General features: G+C 42.6%; 18 protein-coding genes. 9 read left to right on the forward strand and 9 right to left on the reverse strand.

Annotated features, from left to right (window positions below; translation table 11 throughout):
• Positions 1-58 precede the first annotated feature (58 nt).
• The 6 genes from MHH57_RS04325 to MHH57_RS04350 form a co-directional block, all read right to left on the reverse strand.
• On the reverse strand, positions 59-475 hold the full coding sequence (locus tag MHH57_RS04325; protein ID WP_029517103.1) for a DUF4280 domain-containing protein: 417 nt from the start codon (positions 473-475) through the stop codon (positions 59-61).
• 5 nt (positions 476-480) lie between these two features.
• Positions 481-1,011 (reverse strand): hypothetical protein, encoded by a 531-nt coding sequence (locus tag MHH57_RS04330; protein WP_176715766.1) that lies wholly within the window; start codon positions 1,009-1,011, stop codon positions 481-483.
• Positions 1,008-2,270, reverse strand: a complete 1,263-nt coding sequence (locus MHH57_RS04335; protein WP_029517101.1) for a pentapeptide repeat-containing protein — start codon at positions 2,268-2,270, stop codon at positions 1,008-1,010. Before MHH57_RS04335 ends, MHH57_RS04330 begins: the two co-directional genes overlap by 4 nt.
• 12 nt (positions 2,271-2,282) lie before the next feature.
• Complete coding sequence (locus MHH57_RS04340) at positions 2,283-3,698, reverse strand: phage baseplate assembly protein V (RefSeq protein ID WP_341038786.1); 1,416 nt, start codon at positions 3,696-3,698, stop codon at positions 2,283-2,285.
• The gene (locus MHH57_RS04345) at positions 3,695-4,375 is read right to left on the reverse strand and encodes a hypothetical protein (RefSeq protein WP_318628227.1); all 681 of its coding nucleotides are present in this window, start codon (positions 4,373-4,375) and stop codon (positions 3,695-3,697) included. Before MHH57_RS04345 ends, MHH57_RS04340 begins: the two co-directional genes overlap by 4 nt.
• 165 nt (positions 4,376-4,540) lie before the next feature.
• Complete coding sequence (locus MHH57_RS04350) at positions 4,541-5,416, reverse strand: SDR family NAD(P)-dependent oxidoreductase (protein ID WP_340954341.1); 876 nt, start codon at positions 5,414-5,416, stop codon at positions 4,541-4,543.
• 197 nt (positions 5,417-5,613) lie between these two features.
• On the opposite strand from MHH57_RS04350, the gene MHH57_RS04355 reads away from it, so the two are divergent.
• The 3 genes from MHH57_RS04355 to MHH57_RS04365 all read left to right on the forward strand — a co-directional run bounded on the left by MHH57_RS04355 (position 5,614) and on the right by MHH57_RS04365 (position 8,338).
• Complete coding sequence (locus tag MHH57_RS04355; protein WP_029517097.1) at positions 5,614-6,081, forward strand: MarR family transcriptional regulator; 468 nt, start codon at positions 5,614-5,616, stop codon at positions 6,079-6,081.
• Positions 6,082-6,129: 48 nt separating this feature from the next.
• On the forward strand, positions 6,130-6,576 hold the full coding sequence (locus MHH57_RS04360; RefSeq protein ID WP_342434863.1) for a GNAT family N-acetyltransferase: 447 nt from the start codon (positions 6,130-6,132) through the stop codon (positions 6,574-6,576).
• Between the two features lie 382 nt (positions 6,577-6,958).
• Positions 6,959-8,338, forward strand: a complete 1,380-nt coding sequence (locus MHH57_RS04365) for an amino acid permease (RefSeq protein ID WP_061831603.1) — start codon at positions 6,959-6,961, stop codon at positions 8,336-8,338.
• Between the two features lie 580 nt (positions 8,339-8,918).
• On the opposite strand, the gene MHH57_RS04370 is transcribed toward MHH57_RS04365, so the two are convergent.
• On the reverse strand, positions 8,919-9,959 hold the full coding sequence (locus tag MHH57_RS04370; protein WP_250267495.1) for an NAD(P)-dependent alcohol dehydrogenase: 1,041 nt from the start codon (positions 9,957-9,959) through the stop codon (positions 8,919-8,921).
• Between the two features lie 339 nt (positions 9,960-10,298).
• Here MHH57_RS04370 and MHH57_RS04375 point away from each other — a divergent pair, with 339 nt between their 5' ends.
• The 4 genes from MHH57_RS04375 (at position 10,299) to MHH57_RS04390 (ending at position 16,142) form a co-directional block, all read left to right on the forward strand.
• The gene (locus MHH57_RS04375; RefSeq protein WP_029517092.1) at positions 10,299-10,715 is read left to right on the forward strand and encodes a MerR family transcriptional regulator; all 417 of its coding nucleotides are present in this window, start codon (positions 10,299-10,301) and stop codon (positions 10,713-10,715) included.
• 384 nt (positions 10,716-11,099) lie between these two features.
• Positions 11,100-12,026 carry a hypothetical protein gene (locus tag MHH57_RS04380; RefSeq protein ID WP_029517091.1) on the forward strand — a complete coding sequence of 309 codons (927 nt, stop codon included), beginning with the start codon at positions 11,100-11,102 and terminating at the stop codon, positions 12,024-12,026.
• Between the two features lie 136 nt (positions 12,027-12,162).
• Positions 12,163-12,870: a hypothetical protein gene (locus MHH57_RS04385; protein WP_029517090.1), complete on the forward strand. Its 708-nt coding sequence runs from the start codon at positions 12,163-12,165 to the stop codon at positions 12,868-12,870.
• Positions 12,871-13,292: 422 nt separating this feature from the next.
• A complete protein-coding gene (locus MHH57_RS04390) occupies positions 13,293-16,142 on the forward strand; it encodes an S-layer homology domain-containing protein (protein WP_342434864.1) in 2,850 nt (949 codons plus the stop codon).
• 100 nt (positions 16,143-16,242) lie between these two features.
• On the opposite strand, the gene MHH57_RS04395 is transcribed toward MHH57_RS04390, so the two are convergent.
• Positions 16,243-16,917 carry an NAD(P)H-dependent oxidoreductase gene (locus MHH57_RS04395; RefSeq protein WP_209949987.1) on the reverse strand — a complete coding sequence of 225 codons (675 nt, stop codon included), beginning with the start codon at positions 16,915-16,917 and terminating at the stop codon, positions 16,243-16,245.
• A 144-nt stretch (positions 16,918-17,061) separates the two neighbouring features.
• Between MHH57_RS04395 and MHH57_RS04400 the strand changes: the two genes are divergently transcribed.
• Together MHH57_RS04400 and MHH57_RS04405 are read left to right on the forward strand one after the other, a co-directional pair.
• Positions 17,062-17,454 carry a helix-turn-helix domain-containing protein gene (locus tag MHH57_RS04400; RefSeq protein WP_068938572.1) on the forward strand — a complete coding sequence of 131 codons (393 nt, stop codon included), beginning with the start codon at positions 17,062-17,064 and terminating at the stop codon, positions 17,452-17,454.
• A 193-nt stretch (positions 17,455-17,647) separates the two neighbouring features.
• On the forward strand, positions 17,648-18,640 hold the full coding sequence (locus tag MHH57_RS04405; protein WP_081317626.1) for an iron-hydroxamate ABC transporter substrate-binding protein: 993 nt from the start codon (positions 17,648-17,650) through the stop codon (positions 18,638-18,640).
• Between the two features lie 116 nt (positions 18,641-18,756).
• Here the strand turns inward: MHH57_RS04405 and MHH57_RS04410 are convergent, their stop codons facing one another.
• On the reverse strand, positions 18,757-20,259 hold the full coding sequence (locus MHH57_RS04410) for a stalk domain-containing protein (RefSeq protein WP_209949988.1): 1,503 nt from the start codon (positions 20,257-20,259) through the stop codon (positions 18,757-18,759).
• Between the last annotated feature and the right edge of the window lie 145 nt (positions 20,260-20,404).

Below are 20,404 nucleotides of genomic sequence, written 5' to 3' on the forward strand. Positions count from 1 at the left end.
GAAGATAGCCAATCTCTCACCAACGCATTTTGTTTTTATTTTGGTAGGCTGCAACTGATTAATCCAGCTCTTGACCGTCATTTTCGATTTGTATGTGCCCGCAATAAAGACATTGATGCGTACAGTTCTGTGTAAGAGCAGGCTGGCCTTCGATGCGCATGTCGCTTTTTCCGTTCAGCCAAGGCATCGTAAGAACAGGAATACATGGAGCCTTTTTCACCCCATAAATATCGACCATCTCACTGGCTTGCACAGCCGGATTCAGCGGACTGGAGCAATTTCCAAAAGATTTTATGTTCACTCCAGGCACATAATCTCCAATATTCATCTGGGCTTTATTTTTGACATACACCCCGTGGCTAAAAGGGCGCTTCAAACGCGTAGGCTGTGTACCGTAACTACAGCTTAAAATCGCACCTGCCACGACATAGCTTTTTTTCGCACCTGACCCAGGCTGCACACTTGCTTCTTCCATACGGATTATTCCTCCTTTGTGGACATCTCCACTTTTTGCACACGAACACCTGTAAATGGACGACGCAGCAGACTTTCCGCTACCGCGAGATTGATATAGATATGAGCTTCCAACAAGCCGGCGATCCGAAATATAGACGATTGGATTTTTCCGTGTTTAAGTACCAACTGCTTCAAGGTATGGTCAGGATACCACTCGGTTTGTGAGGAAAGACAATCCACCACAGGTGGACGCAATATCCAGTACACATCCTGCCTGGCCTTCTGAAAATCGGTAAGTATAGCGACCTTCCATTCCAGCTCCGGCATATATTTTTCCAACAGGACTTTCATGGAGTCTGAAACCAGTGGCAAAGGGAACTCCAGAAAATCCGGATATACGGTTCGTGGATCTGTATGTACTGCTAAAAACAGGGGAGTGTCCTCCGCCTGAATGGTATGACCCGAAAGGAGTTCTTCCACCTGCAAGGGAGACAGGGGCGCAGTCTCTACCCGATGCTTTACGCGCTCGTCCACCATGAGTCGAAAATATCTCATTTACCCCCACTCTCCTTACTCACTGTATCTGTTACCTGTGTAGCCAGGGGTGCTTCTACAGCAGCAAGACCAATGGCTTCGCTTAGTTGGATATCTGTAAAGATTGCCCGGTGTAGCTTTGCCCCTGTAAAATTAGCTTTTACTAAACATGCACCTATAAACGAAGCGCCAGTAACATCGGCTCCTACAAAGCAGGCACCTGTTAGATCCGCGCCGTTAAATAAAGCTCTTTGCAGCGCGGCATCTTGGAAAGTAGCTCCTTGAAGCTGTGCATGTTGAAAACGAGCTCCCTGTAAATTAGCTCTTGTAAAATCCACTCCATCCAATCCTAGCGGTTCCCAATCCAGCCAAGCATCCGATCCATATTCGCTATTGCTTATAACTTCGTCCAGCACAGCCTCTTGCAGGGAACAGCCACGGAAATCGGCTCCGTGAAGCAGGCTGTGCGAAAAGTCGGTTCCATCTAGCTGAGCTTCTTGCCATACCGTGCCTACGAGGATACAGTGATGCAATCGGCTTTGTTGCATCCCGATCTGGCGAAAGACTGTATAACGAAAATCCAAGGAACTGTAATCCCCATCCGACAATTGCACTTGAGACAGTGCTTGGTAGCTGTAGGCCGATCCTTCTTTTTCCTCCAGCCAAGACTTTATGATGTTAGCATCCACGGGTCTTCGATCTTCCCGGTACACGGAGACACTATGATCCATATACTCTCCGACGCGAATCTCAAAAGCTTCTTCACGATCCAACGCCTCAAACTCTGGTAGGTGGACTGCTTGCTTCATAGCCTGACGAACCAGACTAACGATCATCGTATGAAGATATCCCGCTGCTTCCAGCATGATCTGCTCTAATTCAAGTTCGGAAAGGGAGACTTGCTGGTTCAAGGTTTCAGCCCCAAGTTGTTCATGTAATTGAGTCCAATAGAGAAAAATCCAACTTGCATCGTATTCCAACTGAACGGGCTCAGCATCAAGCATCCATAAGGCATCCGTAGCTTCAACAAGATAAACGGGCTTCTGTTCAAGCCATGTGGTGCGCAGCATGGAGTAGGTGATGTAACCGATATGACCTTTACGACCTGTGAGTTGCTTTTGCCGAACCAGCTCACAAAAGGCGCGAAAATGTTCTACTATATGCTGTAATCGTTGTGTTTGTGTTGATTTACATTTCAACGCCCATTCTTTGCGAATGAGAGACCAAGCCTGTAGAAGAGCTGCTTGTTGCTGATCTAACACATCTGTTTGCTTTTCCATTGCTAATCATCCTTAATTTGACTTCACTTCGCTGCCTTTCATATCCGCTGACCCGCTTAATTCAATATGACTGCCGTTACAATCCATACGGAGCTGACTACCTGCGGACAGACTCATCGTCTTTCCCGCAGACAGGCTGAGATTGCCTCCCGCCGAAATATTCACTTGCTTGCTGCTGGTGATATGAATGCCTTCTTTATCATCCAGTTTGATGTAAATAGCGCCGTCCTTGGCTGTAACGACCAGTTCATCCGGTCCCAGTCGAATTTCCTTGCCATGCGGGGTACGCCATATTTTCATTTGCGGATTGGAAAAATGGTTATGCGTACTCTTGCGATCTGCCCGTCTCACCGCACTACCTGCCACGCCGTCTTCTTCCCGACTACCGGGGAAATAGAGAGAAACGGAATCGCCTTTTTCTGGCATGACGTACCAGCCAATATGGCCACCGCCACTGTACACAGTAGAATAGTTGAACCAGTGTGCTTTGCTTGCGTCTTGTTGTTCATCACAATCCAGATGAATGCGTACCTGATCCTGACGTACGTCCAGTACAACACCGCTTAATGAGGCTCCTGCCAGCTTATCCTGGTAGTAGCTTTTTTGCCGAAATCCCTGGTAAGAACCCAACACATACTGATGCCGCAGCAGTCCTTGACTCATGGCGGTGTAGGCTTCCATGACATACAAGTTATGCCCCTGAAAATTCAACTGAGCGCCCAAGTCGAGTACCTCATCTGTTTCTACCTCATAAAAAATAAAATCGTGTTCACTCAGTTTGGTCTGTTCATTCTCCTGAAAATAACGAAAAGGAAGCAATTGCTTACGTACGGTATAACGGGTATGATCCAGTATCGCCTGTGCAGGGCTGTCCTCAATACCAAAATAAAATTTGGGACTGTCAAAACGGGCTACAGGCATCAGACTCGTATGATAACGGGAGGCTATGCGTCTTAAAAAAGCCCAGTCTGTCTCCTGATACTGAATGGCAAGCCGCCCGATGGCTTCTCCGCCAGTAGCCCCGTCGATCACATCCAGTCCTTCATAGTCCTTACCTATGTGCTCCAGCATTTGAGGAATCGTCATTTTCGTATACTGAAAAGAGCGGGTACGCTGCTTGATGTCCATCCGGTACGTATGGGAAATAGCTTCCACTTCCAGATAGTACACACCTCGCACGACTTTTACCTCGACCGAGAGGGCAATCCCACTAAATAGCGGTTTGCTTACGCCAGACTCATCTTGTTGACTGACTTCAATGATGGTATTTTTTTCTGTCGTTTCCACGTAACTGTCTTGCAAGTCTTCGGGGATAACACCTGTAAAATAAAGCCGAGTATGCTCGTTAACTTTTTTCGTTAAGGTGAGCTCTTCTAAGTCCATTTGTTCATAAGGGTGAATGTGAATTTGATCGTATCCCAGACTCATGGTGTAGTCATTCCTTTCTCATTTGTAGAATAGGTGGAGGGTGGAAGGACAGAAAGGGATTGAACCCAGTATTCTGCTACAGGTAACCAGATTTCGAGATCTACCTCCAGACAGCTAAAGGAACCTATGACAACTCGTCCATTGTGGATGAAGAATAGCATTTCGTTGTATAGATTACCGTCGATCCCCGCCGCCACAAAACGAATCTGCCCAACTGAAAGTCCGGAACCGTTGATAACCATTTCGGTACCTAACCAGTTGCGAATCGGTTGTACAGACCGTAAAATATCCGCCATTTGCTCTACAAAATCGGGCAGCTCTTCCGCTTCCAGAGCGGTATTTGTAGGATTAAAGGTGATATTGATAGTCTCCTCAGATGAGGTATAAATGACCTTTGGTCGATGCTCTGAAGGATATTTGATTATAGCTTGCTCCATTGGCATAGGAGTAAAGGACTTGGGAATGTAGAAACCAATTTCTCCGTGTAGTATTGTAATGGGCTCCAATGCGAGATAATCGTTTTCAATATGAAGTAGCTTTGTTTCTTCAAACATGGAACCGTCCTGTTCCGATTTCTGAGTTTGAGCTGGAATGGATTTCACATTATCGTTATTAGCTGTCTTCCGATCCACCATTTTAGCTTTGAGGCTAAGTATATGCTCGTCTAGATAGTTCATAGGAAGCCCCCTTTTAGGAAAAATACACGTTTGTACTTGAATATGTAAAGATGGGAGGAGATATTTAAGTACAGAACCAGCATATGTATTTATCGGTTAAAAGAGAGATTTAGTTTACAAAATGAACCATTCGTTGGAGGGCATTATTTGATAATAGCTCCTATTTCATGCCATAACCCCTTTTTGCCGTAACAATTCGGTAGTAGTACTCCAAAGTAGGCGTTGCATCTTGCTATCCCCACCAGGATATGTCGGCACAATCGGCTTACCAGTGCCAACATTAAAATATCCACCTGTCACTTCTCGATATTGAGATTCTGTTGCTAAACGAATAATAATTTCTGCTCCTCTTCGTGGGTCTCCGATGTGCAAAGCGTTCAATATTTTTGCAAGTACTGAAGAAAATCCTAACTCACGGCCAAGGCCGGTAACGTTAAATCCTGGATTAAGTGCGTTAACTACGATTCCGGTTCCATACAACTGACGTCCAAGTTCTTCTGTAAACATGATATTAAGAAGTTTAGTCTTTCCGTATATCTTAGATGAACCTCTTGCGGTAAATGCAGATATATCTGTTAAATCCTCCGGTAATTTTAATTCGCCATGGTTGCGTGACGCTTCAGAAGCCACATTGACGATCCTAGCATTTGTGGATTCCATGAGTGAATTGAGTAGGGTATGCGTTAACAGCCACGGGGCAAGATAGTTTACGGCTATCATTTCTGCCAAACCCTCTGAGGTTATTCGCTGTTCAAATCCATGTAATCCAGCATTGTTCACTAATACATCAATCTTTGGATAATTAGCTTTAATTTCATCACCAATACGCCTGACATCTTTCATAAGAGACAAGTCCCCGAAAAAAAAGTCTACCTTTGTACTTGGCGCCAGATCTTTTAGAACATTTTTAGTCGTTTCAGCACGCTTTTCATTTCTGGCTGTTAAGACTAGATGCGCTCCGCGTTGGGCTAATTCAATTGCTACTAATTGTCCAAGACCGTTAGTAGCACCAGTGATTACAATAGTCGGGTATGTCGACATATACATCATCCTCCTAATTCTCGATCCAATTACATTCTTATTCATGCTTACGCTTTAAGGTTGTAGATGCTTTATACTGTAGATCTTCTGCTTGACACTTATCAAAGCCGAAAATATGATTGATATATATCAAGTATATGTATTTTGATTGATATATGTCAAATATATTCAAACTCATTCAAATAAGGTGGAGACATATGGATCATAAAACTCAACATTCAAATTCTACAAGAGAGCAATTAGAACTGAATCTTGGTGAACAACTTAATGCACTTATAAGCGCGTCACATGCACTCAATGTAAGAACAGCGGCACTTTTCGATCCATCATTACAACCTGCGGCTTTTCTGATCGTACGCTGCCTTCTTTCGTACGGTCCGGCAAGCGCTACATTTTTGGCGGAATCCACCGCTATGGATCGAAGCTCTGTCAGCCGACTTGTTACTCAGCTTAAACACTTGAATTATGTAAAAAGTGAAACTCACCCTGAGGATCGTCGGGGAGTGTTAATATCCCTGACAGCTAATGGTCGTGAAAAAGCCCTAGAAGCTTTAAAAGAAAAAGAAAATGAGTTTTATCAACGTATTTCAACATGGGAGAATTCCAAACTTGAAGCGTTTATTGGTATGCTGAATTGTTTTAACGGTCAAGATTGCGAGGAGTAATGATTCGACATAAAGCATCGGATGATGAAAATAGGGGGCTTTCAAAAAGTGAAAGAAAAAAATGTTAGGGAAATTAGGGCAACTGATTATCATGATATTTATTTGTTAAACCAAGACTTTAATCCCAATCTATATCTATTTCCTGAAGTAAAAGTAAAAGAGAAGATTGAAATGATTATAAAGGAATCAAAAGATGTAATCTTTGTTTATGAAGAAAACAACGAGGTATTAGGATATATTCATGGAAGCCCACATGAATTACTTTTTTCTGAATCTTTGGTGAATATACTAGGATTTGTTGTTAAAGAAAAGTATAGAAATCAAGGTGTAGGTAGCATGTTGATTGAGCGTCTTGAACAGTGGGGAAAGTCCCATGGATTTTCCGGGATCAAACTGTTATCTCACCCAAGTCGGATACAGGCTCACAGGTTCTATGAACGACGTGGCTATATGTTTACCAAGGATCAGAAAAATTTTATAAAAAGTCTCAAATAAATACATAGGCTTAATATCGTGATATTTATCATTGAAAAACTAGTTATGTTTAGCACTCTAATGCATCGCATTAAATTGACCATTGTTCAGAAAACATGAATCACCTTCCTTTCCATTTCATGCCTAAATATGTCTGCGAATTAGCAGTTGTATTTAGGCGTTTTTTGTCATACAATGCATCTAATGCTACGGACTCGGTCTTAGAAACAGTAAGGTTTGGACGGTAAATAGGACGTGGTTTCCTTGTATATTTAAGAATCGTGGAACTACTTTGTAGTCGTTCACTCACGACCACGTCAGTCTGAAAAATTAATAATGTTTGGGGGCAGTTTTCCGGATCATTAGCGTTTGATGATGAACATATACGAAGGGGAGCGTTCTTTTGGAATCGAAACAATTAACGAGAGGGCTAAAGCCACGGCACGTTGAGTTGATTGCGCTTGGAGGCACGATTGGCGTCGGTTTGTTTATGGGGTCGGCAAGTACGATAAAATGGGCAGGTCCCTCAGTACTGTTGGCTTATCTCTTAGCTGGGATTATTATGTTTTTTGTCATGCGGATCATGGGGGAAATGCTGATTCTTGAACCGGTGACAGGCTCATTCGCTACATTTGCTCATAAATATATCAGCCCTTTAGCCGGTTTCTTGACCGCCTGGAGCTATTGGTTTTTATGGGTTACCGTAGGGATGGCAGAAGTCACTGCGATTGGGGTATATGTGGGCTACTGGTTCCCGGATATCCCGCAATGGTTGCCGGCTTTGGCAGGTGTAATTATTATTGCATTGGCCAATTTGGCGGCTGTGAAATTTTATGGGGAATTTGAGTTTTGGTTTGCGATGATTAAAATTGTCGCCATTATCTTCATGCTAGTAGTGGGTACGGGGATGATCTTCTTTGGCCTCGGTAACGGTGGACAACCGATAGGTCTATCCAATCTGTACAGCCAGGGCGGCTTCTTTGCAGGTGGTTTGAAAGGGTTTCTATTTGCACTCTGCATTGTAACAGCGGCTTACCAAGGGATAGAGATGGTGGGTATTACGGCAGGTGAAGCAGAAAATCCGAAAATGACACTGCGAAAAGCCATTAAAAACATCATCTGGCGTATTCTGATTTTCTACGTGGGTGCAATCTTTGTCATTGTTACGATTTATCCTTGGAACCAAATAGGCGAGATCGGTAGTCCATTTGTTCTGACTTTTGCTAAGGTAGGAATTGTGGCTGCTGCGGGTATCATTAACTTTGTTGTACTTACAGCTGCGATGTCTGGTTGTAACAGTGGTATTTACAGTGCGGGCAGAATGTTATATACATTGGCTAAGAACGGACAAGCTCCTAAGTTCTTTGGGAAAGTTTCTCCAAGCGGCGTCCCTAGAAATAGTATAATAACGACCATTTCCTTGCTACTGGTAGGGGTGTTATTTAACTATTTAATGCCTGATTCCAAACTGTTTCTGTATATTTACAGCGCCAGTGTTCTTCCAGGCATGGTACCGTGGTTTGCATTAGCCATCAGTCAATTTAAATTCAGGAAAAAATGGAAGGATGAAATGAAGGATCACACCTTTAAATCTCGTTTTTTTCCAATCAGTAATTACATCACCATTGTCTTTTTGTTGCTTGTGATCGTTGGAATGTGGTTTAATCCAGACACACGCTTGTCGTTGATTGTCGGGGCAACATTCATGGCGATCGTCATTGTTGGATATTTTGTCTTTGGCATAGGAAAGCGGCAGAGAATTGAAGAATTAGAGGAAAACTAAAAGATTGCTAAATACGTAACATTTGCCGAGCGCAATTCAGATGACCTGAGTTCGCTCGGCTTTTCTTTTACATGACGAGGGAGGGGCTATGGAAAGGTTGTTACTGAGGTATAGAACCGTGTGGTTATCCAGTTCGCACTACAAGTGTAAATACAAATACAAAAAAAGTGAGAACGAAAATGGAGAAGTTGATTATTGCTATACTCTTACGATTGGCCTTAAACTCTGTAATTCCCGAAAATAAAAATATAAACCCTAGAAAAAATTGCGTGATTTTGTATGAGTCCCTATAGGTGTCCGGGTATGCGAGTGATAAAGAGGAAGAGATCATAACAACTAATGCAAATATTAAAGTGAGGATTTTGTAAATATCCATTTTCTTAAACATAGATAAGTTCCACCTTCCTATTTATTCCTAATGTATTATATTCTAAGGGTGGAATCTTTGGATTACAAATAAATGCAAAAAGAGGAAATGGACAATAGGATGGTACACAGAATAAAGTGAAGGTGTCCCAAGTAATACTTTGGGGACACCTTCAAAATTAAAATCACTTGTATAACTTATGATTTACATAGCTTACATTGTGCTAATGTCAATCACGAATCTATACTTCACATCAGAAGCTAACACTCGTTTGTAGGCTTCGTCAATCTGGTCGGCCGAAATTACTTCAATTTTAGGAACAATATTGTGTTTTGCACAAAAATCCAACATTTCCTGTGTCTCACGGATGCCTCCTATCATTGAACCAGCAAATGAACGGCGATGTCCGATAAGGGACATCACATTTAGTGACAACGGCTCCCCAGGGGCACCGACATTCACCAAAGTTCCGTCTAGATTGAGTAGTGCAAAATAAGCATCCATATCGATGGCAGCACTTACCGTGTTAATGATCAAATCAAAGTGCCCAGCAAGTTTTTCAAATGTTTCTGGTTCGCTTGTAGCATAATAGTGGTCCGCACCAAATTGCAAGCCATCATCTTTTTTCTTTAATGTTTGGGATAGAACGGTTACCTCAGCACCCATAGCATGTGCAATCTTGATAGCCATATGACCAAGGCCTCCCATTCCCACAACGGCCACTTTTTTATCTGGACCAGCACCCCAGCGGTTCAACGGTGAATAAGTCGTAATACCTGCACAAAGTAATGGAGCAGCCACGTCAAGCTCAATGTTATCTGGAATTTTCACTACAAAATCCTCAGTTACGACAATGTGGGTAGAATATCCGCCTTGTGTAGGCTCGCCGTATTTGTCAACACCAGCATAGGTAGGGACATTTCCTTTAAGGCAGTATTGTTCCTCTCCTTTACGACAGTTCTCACATTCGCCACAGGAATCAACCATACAGCCAACCCCTACCCGGTCACCAACGCTGTACTTTGTAACCTCAGATCCTACCTCCGTGACAATCCCTGCAATTTCATGTCCAGGTACGAGAGGGTAGTTCACTGGGCCCCATTCGCCGTGAGCAGTGTGGATGTCAGAATGGCATATGCCGGCATATTTAATTTCAATCAGAACATCGTGTGAATCAAGATCCCGTCGTTTAATTTCAGCCGATCGAAACGGTTTGTCTGGGCCATCGACAGCTCGTGCTTTAGCAGTTATCATAAATAGCCTCCAATTATTTTTATTTTTCAAGAGAATGCAGTTATATCGGTATAAATTGAAAACTAGCTGAAGTCGGTTGAAGTTCCCCTTCATTCATTTCCATTTATACTTTTTCTCTTGCAAATCAATGTTAATCCTTATAGTTAACTCTAAGTCAAGCGAAGTTTATAAGCCTCTATTCAGTAATGTTGTTTTCTTGCTAATTATATTTCGTTAGATAGCATCTGATTCTACTTTTCCTATAAGGGGACTTTGACATTCTACAAATAACTTGATAGAATCCCTCTTATATCATAGAGTTAACTCGAAGTCTATGTCATTAAGAATAGGAGATACATGATGAAGACGTATTCTATCAGCGAAGTTGCAAAAGAATTGAATCTTACAGCATACGCTTTGCGTTACTACGACAAAGAGGGACTTATGCCTTTTGTAGAACGGACATCTAGCGGAACAAGATTATTTAAAGAATCCGATATCGACGCTTTAAAAATAATTGAATGTCTAAAATCCACCGGGATGCCGATCAAAGAAATTAAAAATTTCATTGATTGGTGTTCTGGTGGGGATTCCACACTACAACAAAGATATGACATGTTTATGGAACGAAAAGCTACTGTAGAAGCACAAATGGAAGAACTTAAAAAAACAATGGAAGTTATTGAACATAAATGCTCATATTACAAAACTGCATTGGATGCCGGAACGGAAAATATTCATAAAAACAATAAAATAGGGAGTCTCATTACCAACTAATAGATAAGCATCTGTAATTCATCCATTTCTATATGAATTACAGGTGCTTTCGTTTGAAATATTCGATTTACTACAACCTACTGATTTAAAACAGCACGATCGGTTTTAGAAAACTAGGAACCAAATATGATGTAACTTGAACAGGCAGGAGTAGTACCGAGGATCAAGTATTCCGAAAGTCAACGGGCAATTTGCCCATTATGTAGGTTGAGAGCCACGACTTTAGTTCAGAAAACAACGAATTACTATAGAATCATCGAAGATAATCAGGAGTATGGTCCAGTATTCTCTCATTTTTATTTTTGATAAGATTAATTCCATATTATTGAAGTCTACTATCCAAACCACGAAAGAATGATACATAAGGAAATGAGGAAGATACTGATGAAGGCAAAAGCGTATATTATTTTGTTGACTGCTGTAATAAGTTTAACTGCTATGCTGACCGCATGCGGTGACTCCAAGAAGCAAATTGAAGGTGAATCTACGACTGGAGCAGCAACGGCAACCACTACGACTACCCAGAATGCCAAGGCGGACAATGCGGAACAGGCTGGTGTGGATGGTGTTGTGAGCAATACTACAGACCAAGCTACAAAAAGTAATGGAAAGACGTATTCCGACGTGGCTAAAGAAGCAACGAAACCCGATCAGCCAGCAGGACAAATAGGGTTAAATACGACGCAGGAGCAGCTTCTTACCTTTGCCGATCGTTATGGACTGGTACGAGTGCAGGATCATCCGATTCGGCGGGTTTCCGATCCAACTGGGAAACATGTAAACATTGCAAATTACAGTGATTCTGTCGTGAATTTATATACAGAAGAACCCATCCACCTGAATACAGATGAATTTATTCATGAAGCTTATAATTTTTTTACAGAGGGAGTTGCTCCAGGTGAGTCCTACAAGAAGTGGGAGGAAACCTCTAATACTGAAAGAGGACTCGTCAAAATGCTCTATTTGTCACGAGAGGGACTTCATATTTTAGAAGAAGCGATGAAGACGCATGATTATTCTAGTCCATCGGTCCAAAATACGCTGGGATTTTTTAAGGTTGCCTCGAAATTTGAGTCTATGATGCCTGTTGCCCAGACACCTACAGACATCAGCTTGTACGATATGTACGATCAACGCGTTAAGCCCGAGTGGAAGAAACTAAGTGACATTAAAAACCCTGCCGCGAATGAAAAAGCCTTCGCTGCGGCCTATCAAAAAGCAAGAGATGAGACCAATAATCTTATGGGGCTATTAAACATTATGGTGTCTACAGAAATGGAAAAACGTCTCAAAGCTGCAACCGATCAGTAAAACACAGGCAAATAGTAAATTATCAAGGACATAATTTATCCACACTTTCTTCTAATATTTAACTGTCGATAGATTTATTGAAAAGCTATAATGCTAATGATGATTTGAGTGTACTTGGAGAAAAGAGGTTGAGGGTATGAAGTTGAAAAAATGGCCGTTAGTATTCATGATAGGTATTCTCATGCTGTTATCCGTAGGCTGGAACAGTGGAGTATCTTATGCGAAATATTATTACGAATACACTTGGGATCAGTACAAGGGGACTGAAATCAAGACGTACAGGCTGACACCAGTAGCTGGAAGAGCCGGATTCATGGATCAGGAAAAGGCCTTAGCTGCTATTGGCAAAACCCCGAATGTGTATGGAAAGTTCAGTGGCTATAGAACAGAGAAAACAACTGAAATTGCAACCAAGAGTGTAACAGATGAGGTTTATAAATATGCAGTTGTTGATTTTATTAGCGACAAGGAGCCAGAAACTGTAGAATACGTTAATCCAAAAGGTGGAGTTCCTCATACATGGAACGGAACCGATGAGATTCGAATTTTTATGAGAGGGTCTGAGGCAGCTTCTTTGGCAGAGCTGTTTTATGAGGGAACTCCAAGTGAAGGACGCTATCATTTTAATGCTGACGATGTCTACTTAGTTACATTCTGGTCCAACACAGTAAAATCAATCACTGGAATGTCTGCTGAAGCGCTAGTTGAGGAAGGCCCCCCTGCGTTTATAAATCGAGAGTTGGTTGGTCAAATAAAAGGCAAAGATCCTGCTGCCTATCCACAAAATGGGGCTTTAAACGGCTACTTTTATGTTTATAAGGGTTCTGAGTTTAAAGAGAATTAAAACAGCAGACAGGATTTTATAAGTATATATGTACACGAGAACGAGATAACATTTTGTATTCTTCAAGCGAATGCGGATACAGATGTTATCTCTTTTTTTATTTGTATACGGGATCAACATAGTAACACAAAAAGATGATAAATATTTAATTACCAATGAAAACCATTGTTTAGTGATAGGGAATTACGGCTTAAAAAAAGATGGTGAATAAACAGGATAGTAGATTGCCAAAACTACTTTTTTTACTGGCTTTATTCAATCCTAGGGAGATTATTCCGATAATTCAAGTATATACAGTTTGGTGTTAACAGTAATGAAAAACCGATTGAAAACAAGAGAGACTAATTTTCAAAGTTGATATGAAAGTACAGGCGAAAGTGGCTCAGTGCTATCTAGTAAAGGAGGTGTAATGATTCCGAATAATGAATTATGAAAAAAAGTTAAAACAAATTAGGCATTACATGGCTGGTTTACTGGCTGTCTGGTTGTTCTGTATACATAGTGCGCCTGTTTTTGCGGACAGAGCCTTTAACGATATCGAACATTCCTATGCAGCTGATGCGATTGAGGCCATGGCTGCTCAAGGTTATGTTACGGGTTATCAGGATGGGAGCTTTCGACCTTTACATTTTATCTCGCGACAGGAATGGGCAAGCATTTTCGCTAAAACCTTAAAGCGAACATCGAATAACAGAGGCGTAACTTCTTTTCGTGATGTGTCACCATGGGCTCTACCTTATGTACAGGCCTTACAGGAAGAGAGCATTACGAAAGGAATTAGTGATCAATTATTCGGTGCCAAGCACAATATGACTCGTCAGGATATGGCCGTTTGGTATGCCCGCTATTTTGGTGTTACTGAAGATACCCGATCGGCTGGTATATCCAGTTTTGTGGATCAATCTGATATATCAGATTATGCACAAACGAGCGTATGGCTGATGGAACGGCTGGAACTGATCGAGGGAGATACGAATCACTATTTCCATCCTAAAGAGTCTGTGAGACGGCAGGATGCCACGCTGGTTGCTTATCGAATATGGTTAGGCGGTGACGGTCTGAGAGAACGTGCCAAGCGTTTGCTAGGGTCATTAGGAGATGGAACTGCAACGATGCCTCAGACGACCAGCCAACAAGAATCGAAGAAGATCGAGGTCGATGTGACACCGGAAATTAGTCAACAACCTGTGAATTCGGAAGTCGAGGAGCCTAAAAGGCATCGCCCAAGCCCTGATTCACCAGCATCTCCGGTGACACCACCAGAACCGAAGCCGGAACCGTCGGTGACACCGCCGGGACCTAAACCCAAACCACCAGTAATTCCGGTAGATCCACCGGATCATTCTTCGGATTTTCTGGTAGATGAGGTCGTGATCAAGGCGCAGGAGCTGGTAAATCAACCGGAGACATACCCTTCGTATCAGCTATCTTTTCAGCTCTACAATAAAGGGCGACCCGTAAGCATTCCTGCTGCCAGCGTCACAAGTGTTACGTACACATTTAGTGATGGGTTAGGTATTTTTGATGAACAAGGGAAAATTGCACATCCCGAAAATATTCCGGTTGCGGACAGCTTCATTCCTGTAGAAATGAAGGTCACCGTTGCCAAACCTTATCAGGTCCTTACAGCTCAGGCCAAGCTAATCGTGAAAGGGAAGACTCCGCCGGCAGAGCCACCGAACGTAATCAGGTCCGTATACTTGGCTACGTATACCATTTCAGAGGCTGCTACTTTAGATCCTGCTGCTTGGAATATGTCCTACGTATTTCATAATGCTAATGGAGAGGTTATAGCTCCTGGATTGCTGCCCTCAGACTTGATACTTCGGGTAGAGGATTCCAGAGGAATATTTGATGAGGATGGGAAGATTGCCAACCTGCATTTGATTCCGACAGTAAACTCGGTCATTCCATTAAAGATCACGGTTGAGTCGCCATCTCAAGGGGTTCACTTCACATCTGATGCGGAATTAACGGTAGAACCCGGGGGACGCAAAAAGCAATACTTTGCTGTCTCCATCATGCTGCAGGGAAGCGCGACGACGGTAGATCAAATCAAGCAAGCGCGTCAATTGCTGATGGACCACTTTGGTCCCAATATCAAAGTGACGTGGGCGATGGAAAACGGATTTGTTTTTGTAGAAGCAAATCGCCCGCAGCTTAAACAGGTTTTGGCATTCGTCGATCAGTATGGAGATGAAGTCGGAATGTTGGATGGGTATCCGAACCAGTTAAAGTTTCCTATTTGGGAAGCTCGAATGGACGAGTGGATGTATATGTATCGTTACAATGCATTCAATGAGCTGCACCAATCCGGTACAATGGGATCACCATCGGTGTTTGAAAGCATGGATACAGACCAATATCGGAAGTATCTTCCGAAATCATTGACCAGCTTTACGGTAAATCCCGAACAGACTCAATGGCTTAAAGATCACTATCGGATTACTTCCGCGATGGGATGGTCGGCTACACAATATAATGTGAACGGTATGTATGGTGAGGGCTCTCCATTGATGCCTTACTGGTCCCATAAGGACAATCCAATTGTTCCCGCACAGGGACTAGCAGATAATAGCGGTACCGTATTCATGAACTCGGTTACGATTGATCCGATTGGATCACGCTATACGAAAGATTCCTCACGCTGGACTCTTCATCCGCTTGACCCATATGTGACTGAGACGGATGCAGCACCACAACTGTATATAGTACAGCAATATTTGGATAACCCTTATCAACGTATAAATACGGTAAACTACTTGTCCATTATTTTGGACATCAACGCACTTGCCAACACCCATAACATGGCTCCAATATGGGAGAATTTTGTGAACCACTTCCCTGTTGATCGCAAGGTTGAGATTGTAGGCGTGGACGGGCTGAAACAGATTTATGAATCGGTAGCAGGATCCAATAATGATCATACGGAGTTTACGCTCATGTTTAGAGGCTCAGGTATTAAGACGGCTATGGATTCCAATAATTCACCAGCGAATCTGCGCTATTTGTGGACCGAAAATGCCTCACAGCGGATTATTATATCCAAAGAGGATGGAGATGCGGCATGGTCCATTATTGACTTTACCGATTATACCCAAAAGCCGGTTCCGAAGATGGACTACAACTTGGATGGTCACACGGACGTAAGCTATGTCACCGGAAGGAACTTCAAGCTATGTCCAACGGCTCCTTTAACAGCGGATGAAATTCAACGCGTAAAGGATCGTTTGAAGGATATTTACTTTGCAGAAGAAGTGAATTATCAGTAAGTAATTGGAAAAAATTAAGAGCTGAGGTTTTATGAAAAAGGGGTGTCCCCACAGCCATCGAAATGGCTGTGGGGACACCCCTTGTTTTAGAGAAAAGGTTTTACACCCACTCAATAACCTGATCTACAGGTCGCCGAGTTTTGCCACGCGGCTCGTTGAGACGGTAGCCAAATGCCACCATACAAGAAATACCGAAATGCTTGGCATCCATAATGCCTTCTTCGGAGAGGATGCGTTCGATTTCCTGTTTATTAAAACCTTCGATAGGGCAGGAATCAATGCCGATTTGAGCTGCGGCAGTCATCATGTTGCCCAGTGCGATGTAGGTTTGTCGGCAGCCCCACTCGAACAAGGCTCTTTTGTTTTCCTCCAGCGCAAAATCTGATTTTAGGAAGGCGTCATATACTTTCTCTTTGCCTTGCATCACTTCAGCTGGTAATTGCTGCACGTTCTCCATCATACTCTTGATATAATCGGAGGAGGCTACCATATCTTCAGGAAGTCTAGAGAGGATGAGTACAAAATGGCTGGCTGTTGGCAGTTGTTTTTGTGCCCCCCAAGAGTAAGGCAGCAGCTTCTCACGCATAGCTTTACTCTGAACGACAACAAATTTCCAGGGTTCAAAGCCAAACGAGCTTGGAGATAAACGACCGGTTTCAAGAATAAAATCAAAATCGGAATCGCTAATTTTCTTATGACTATCAAATTCCTTCGTTGCATGTCTGAACTCGTATGCAGATAAGATTTGATCTTTAGTAGTAGCTAAGGTTTCCATCGTTATTCCACTCCTTATAGATGTTGATTAAGATTGACGCTTACCAAGTGACATGCTTAATATTAGAATATACATGACCGTTTTTGAAGTACGCACATTAATGTGCTGTAGTATATAAAATGATACTAAGGAGGAGAAAAGCCTATGCGTAATCGGAAAGGCGGCTTTGGGGAATGTACCGCTGGAAATGATCAGGCGTGTCCAGTTGAGTTCACGCTGGACGTGATTGGGGGCAAATGGAAAGGGATTATTTTATATCATCTCATGTATGGGACTAAGCGATTTAGTGATTTTCGGCGGATCTGTCCGGGGATCACCCAGCGTATGCTGACACTCCAATTGCGCGAGCTGGAAGAGGATGGTGTCGTTCACCGTGAAGTATACCAGCAGGTTCCGCCTAAGGTTGAATACTCTCTCACCGAATTCGGGAAAACGCTCATCCCGATTATTAACTTGATGAAAGATTGGGGAGAAGAATATAAAACAAAACAGCGATCACCAGAAAGCAGCCTTCAGCAACCTAGCCCCAATGTGTAGGCTTTTGAATACGGCTCCACGAAAAAGACCTGACCATCATTTTGGCAGGTCTTTTGATTTATTAAGGAGGAATGTACAAAGTTCGTTTTTCAGTTGACAGCAAGGACGACGCTTGATATATTTCTTACGATATTGATAATCATTATCATGTGTATCGGGGAGATCTCTCCACAATATATAGGGGGCTAATCAGTTGAGAAGAAAATCGTATTTTATGATGACAGCTATGTTACTTGTATTGTCTGTATTCATCAGCGCTTGCGGCGGAAATAATAATGGGAGTAATCCGGCTTCATCTTCAGGAGATAAGCAAGAGTCAGCTACTACTGGAGAGACTAGAAGCTTTAATACGGTTAAAGGGGATATTCAAATTCCTGCTAAGCCACAGCGTATTGTAACGGATTTTTACGGTGGAGAACTGCTGTCCGTAGGTGCTAATGTGGTGGGTGTAGAGCCGACAACGTTTCAAAATCCCTTTCTGACCGATTTGCTGAAGGAAAAGGGAACCAAAGAGGTGGGTGATCCGACCAATTTGGAAAAGACGCTGGAACTCAAACCCGATCTGATCGTGGTTATGAAGGGTACGAATTATGAGGCTTTGTCTAAAATTGCACCTACCCTGTATATTCCGTACGGCACGACGACTAATATTTATGATACGGTCAAGTTGTTCGGCGATATCACCGGGGAAAAGGAGAAGGCTGAGCAATTTATTGCTGCATTTGATAAAAAGGCCGCTGAAGGTCGCGCACGTCTTAAAGGTGTGATTGACGAAAAGGCAACTTTCGGTCTGTATGAGCTGACGGACAAGCACGCACTTTGGATCTTTGGCGACAATGCGGGTCGAGGCGGACAAGCTGTCTACAATGCGCTCAAACTGAATATGCCAAAGAAAACTGTGAACTCCAAGGAACAAACGGTGCAGCTTTCGATGGAGGTATTGCCACAGTATGACGCAGATTATATGTTCCTGACTACGTATGATCCCGAGAAAAAGGGTGACGCGCTCAAGCAACTGAAGTCGTCCGCTGTATGGGGGAATCTTCCTGCGGTGAAGAACAATAGAGTGTTCTTTAACGATTTTGATACGTATTATCGCTATGATCCAATCGCTATTACCGGGCAAATTGATATGATCGTAGATATGCTGGTCGAAAGAGAAAAAGAGAATAAAGCTAAACAATAAGCAGATTCTGCGCTATAACAAATTGTTGAAATAGATAAGAGATCGCATATTATACACAGTATATAGCATTAAAAACCAGTCCAACATGAATCATGTTTGGACTGGTTTTTGATTTACTATTTTGTCGTAATTTCAATAGTATCTTCTTTTTGTATCCAATCTACCTTGGCCCCCAGCGTTTCGCTGATCAGCCTTAATGGAAGATAACCAATACCATTCACCATGAAGGGCGGATTGGTAAGCTTTACAGCTTTACCGTTCACTTTTGCTTGGCTGGTTTTGAAATTTATTTCTAGAAAGACAGGGTGATCTTCTACCTTGGACTGATCTATTTTTGCTATTTTGCTGTTGAAATCATAAGCGATCTCGGCCCCCAGTTTATCAAAAACAGAACGAAGGGGAATAAACGCTTGCCCGTTGCGGGTAATGACACCATTACTCAGAGAGACAGGCGAACCATTGAGACGGACAAGAATCGGTTTTTGTACAGGAACTGGTGAACTATACAGAAACTCATAGTCTCCTATACCTAGCTGCGCGTGTTTGTTGACACCCCAGCCCCATAAGGCCCCATCTGCTTTTTGCATGATTACGTGCCGTGGACCTGCTTTGATACTTTGAATATTTTTAGCAAGCAATGTAAAGGGGGCGTTGGATGGTAACTTTTCACCATCTAGAGACGCAACATATACATTCCCAGCTGTGGTGAGGGCGAGTATGGAGCGTTCGGCGAAAAAGGCGTCTTTAACATCTTTTACTCCTGATAATAGCACAGGGGTATTTTCATTGTGATAGGTTGTATTATCTGAGTAACCTGTGACCGTTTCACCCCAGAACCATAACCGTCCTTGTCGATCAATCGCGAGATTGGAACTTCCATTGGTCTTAATTATTTTGATGTCCGATAAGGCTTGAATCTGCGATACGGATAAAGTTTCGGACGGAGTTACATTTTTATCAAATTCTTTGGGCCATGTCCATACAGTACCGTCTTTCTTTAAGGCTATGTTTTTGGAGATAGCAGTAATATCCTTTAATGATGGAACAAGCTCGAAGCCCTGCAAGGACCTTGTATTTTTCCATACACTTCCGTCCTTCTTCAAGAAGATCCAGCGTTCCTCATATTGCGGTCTTTTTTCATAGTAACTATCCAATTCTGTAACATTTTCGATGCCGGATAGGGTTTGAAAAGGAGCAAAGTTGCCACCATTTTCGATTCGATCAGCAGATAATACGGTTCCTTCGGCGTTTAGGGCGAGCACATGATCATTCATAATACGCACGTTTATGATGTTTGGTAGTCCTTCCAGAGAAATGAATTTCACGGATTCAGAAATGTTGTTTCTTGGCACATACCAGGCGGAATGATCTTGTAAGGTAAATATCAGATCGCCTTCCTGGATTATATTCGAAAATGTTCTTACAACGTTTGGCTTATCCTCTACACGAGTCGGTACGGATTGATTATAGCCCCATAACCACAAGCTTCCATCGGATTGAATCAGACTCCCGGAATCATATGAACGAATACGGGACGCCGATTCATCACCGGCCGCCCATGCACTGGAGCTGAACAATAACAGCGCGATCATACTGATTAACAGAGTACGTCTTTTCATGCGTTTTTCCTCATTTCTTCATCAATGTATATAAGGTTAAATAACGCCTTGGGGAATATCTCCTTATCAATAGACGAAGAATATATAGAAAAGTTTTCCACAAATCGTTGGATTCCAATAAAATAGCCTCCAAACCCACGAGCAG

This window comes from Paenibacillus sp. FSL H7-0442, assembly GCF_038593105.1.
GTDB classification, from domain to species: domain Bacteria; phylum Bacillota; class Bacilli; order Paenibacillales; family Paenibacillaceae; genus Paenibacillus; species Paenibacillus polymyxa_D.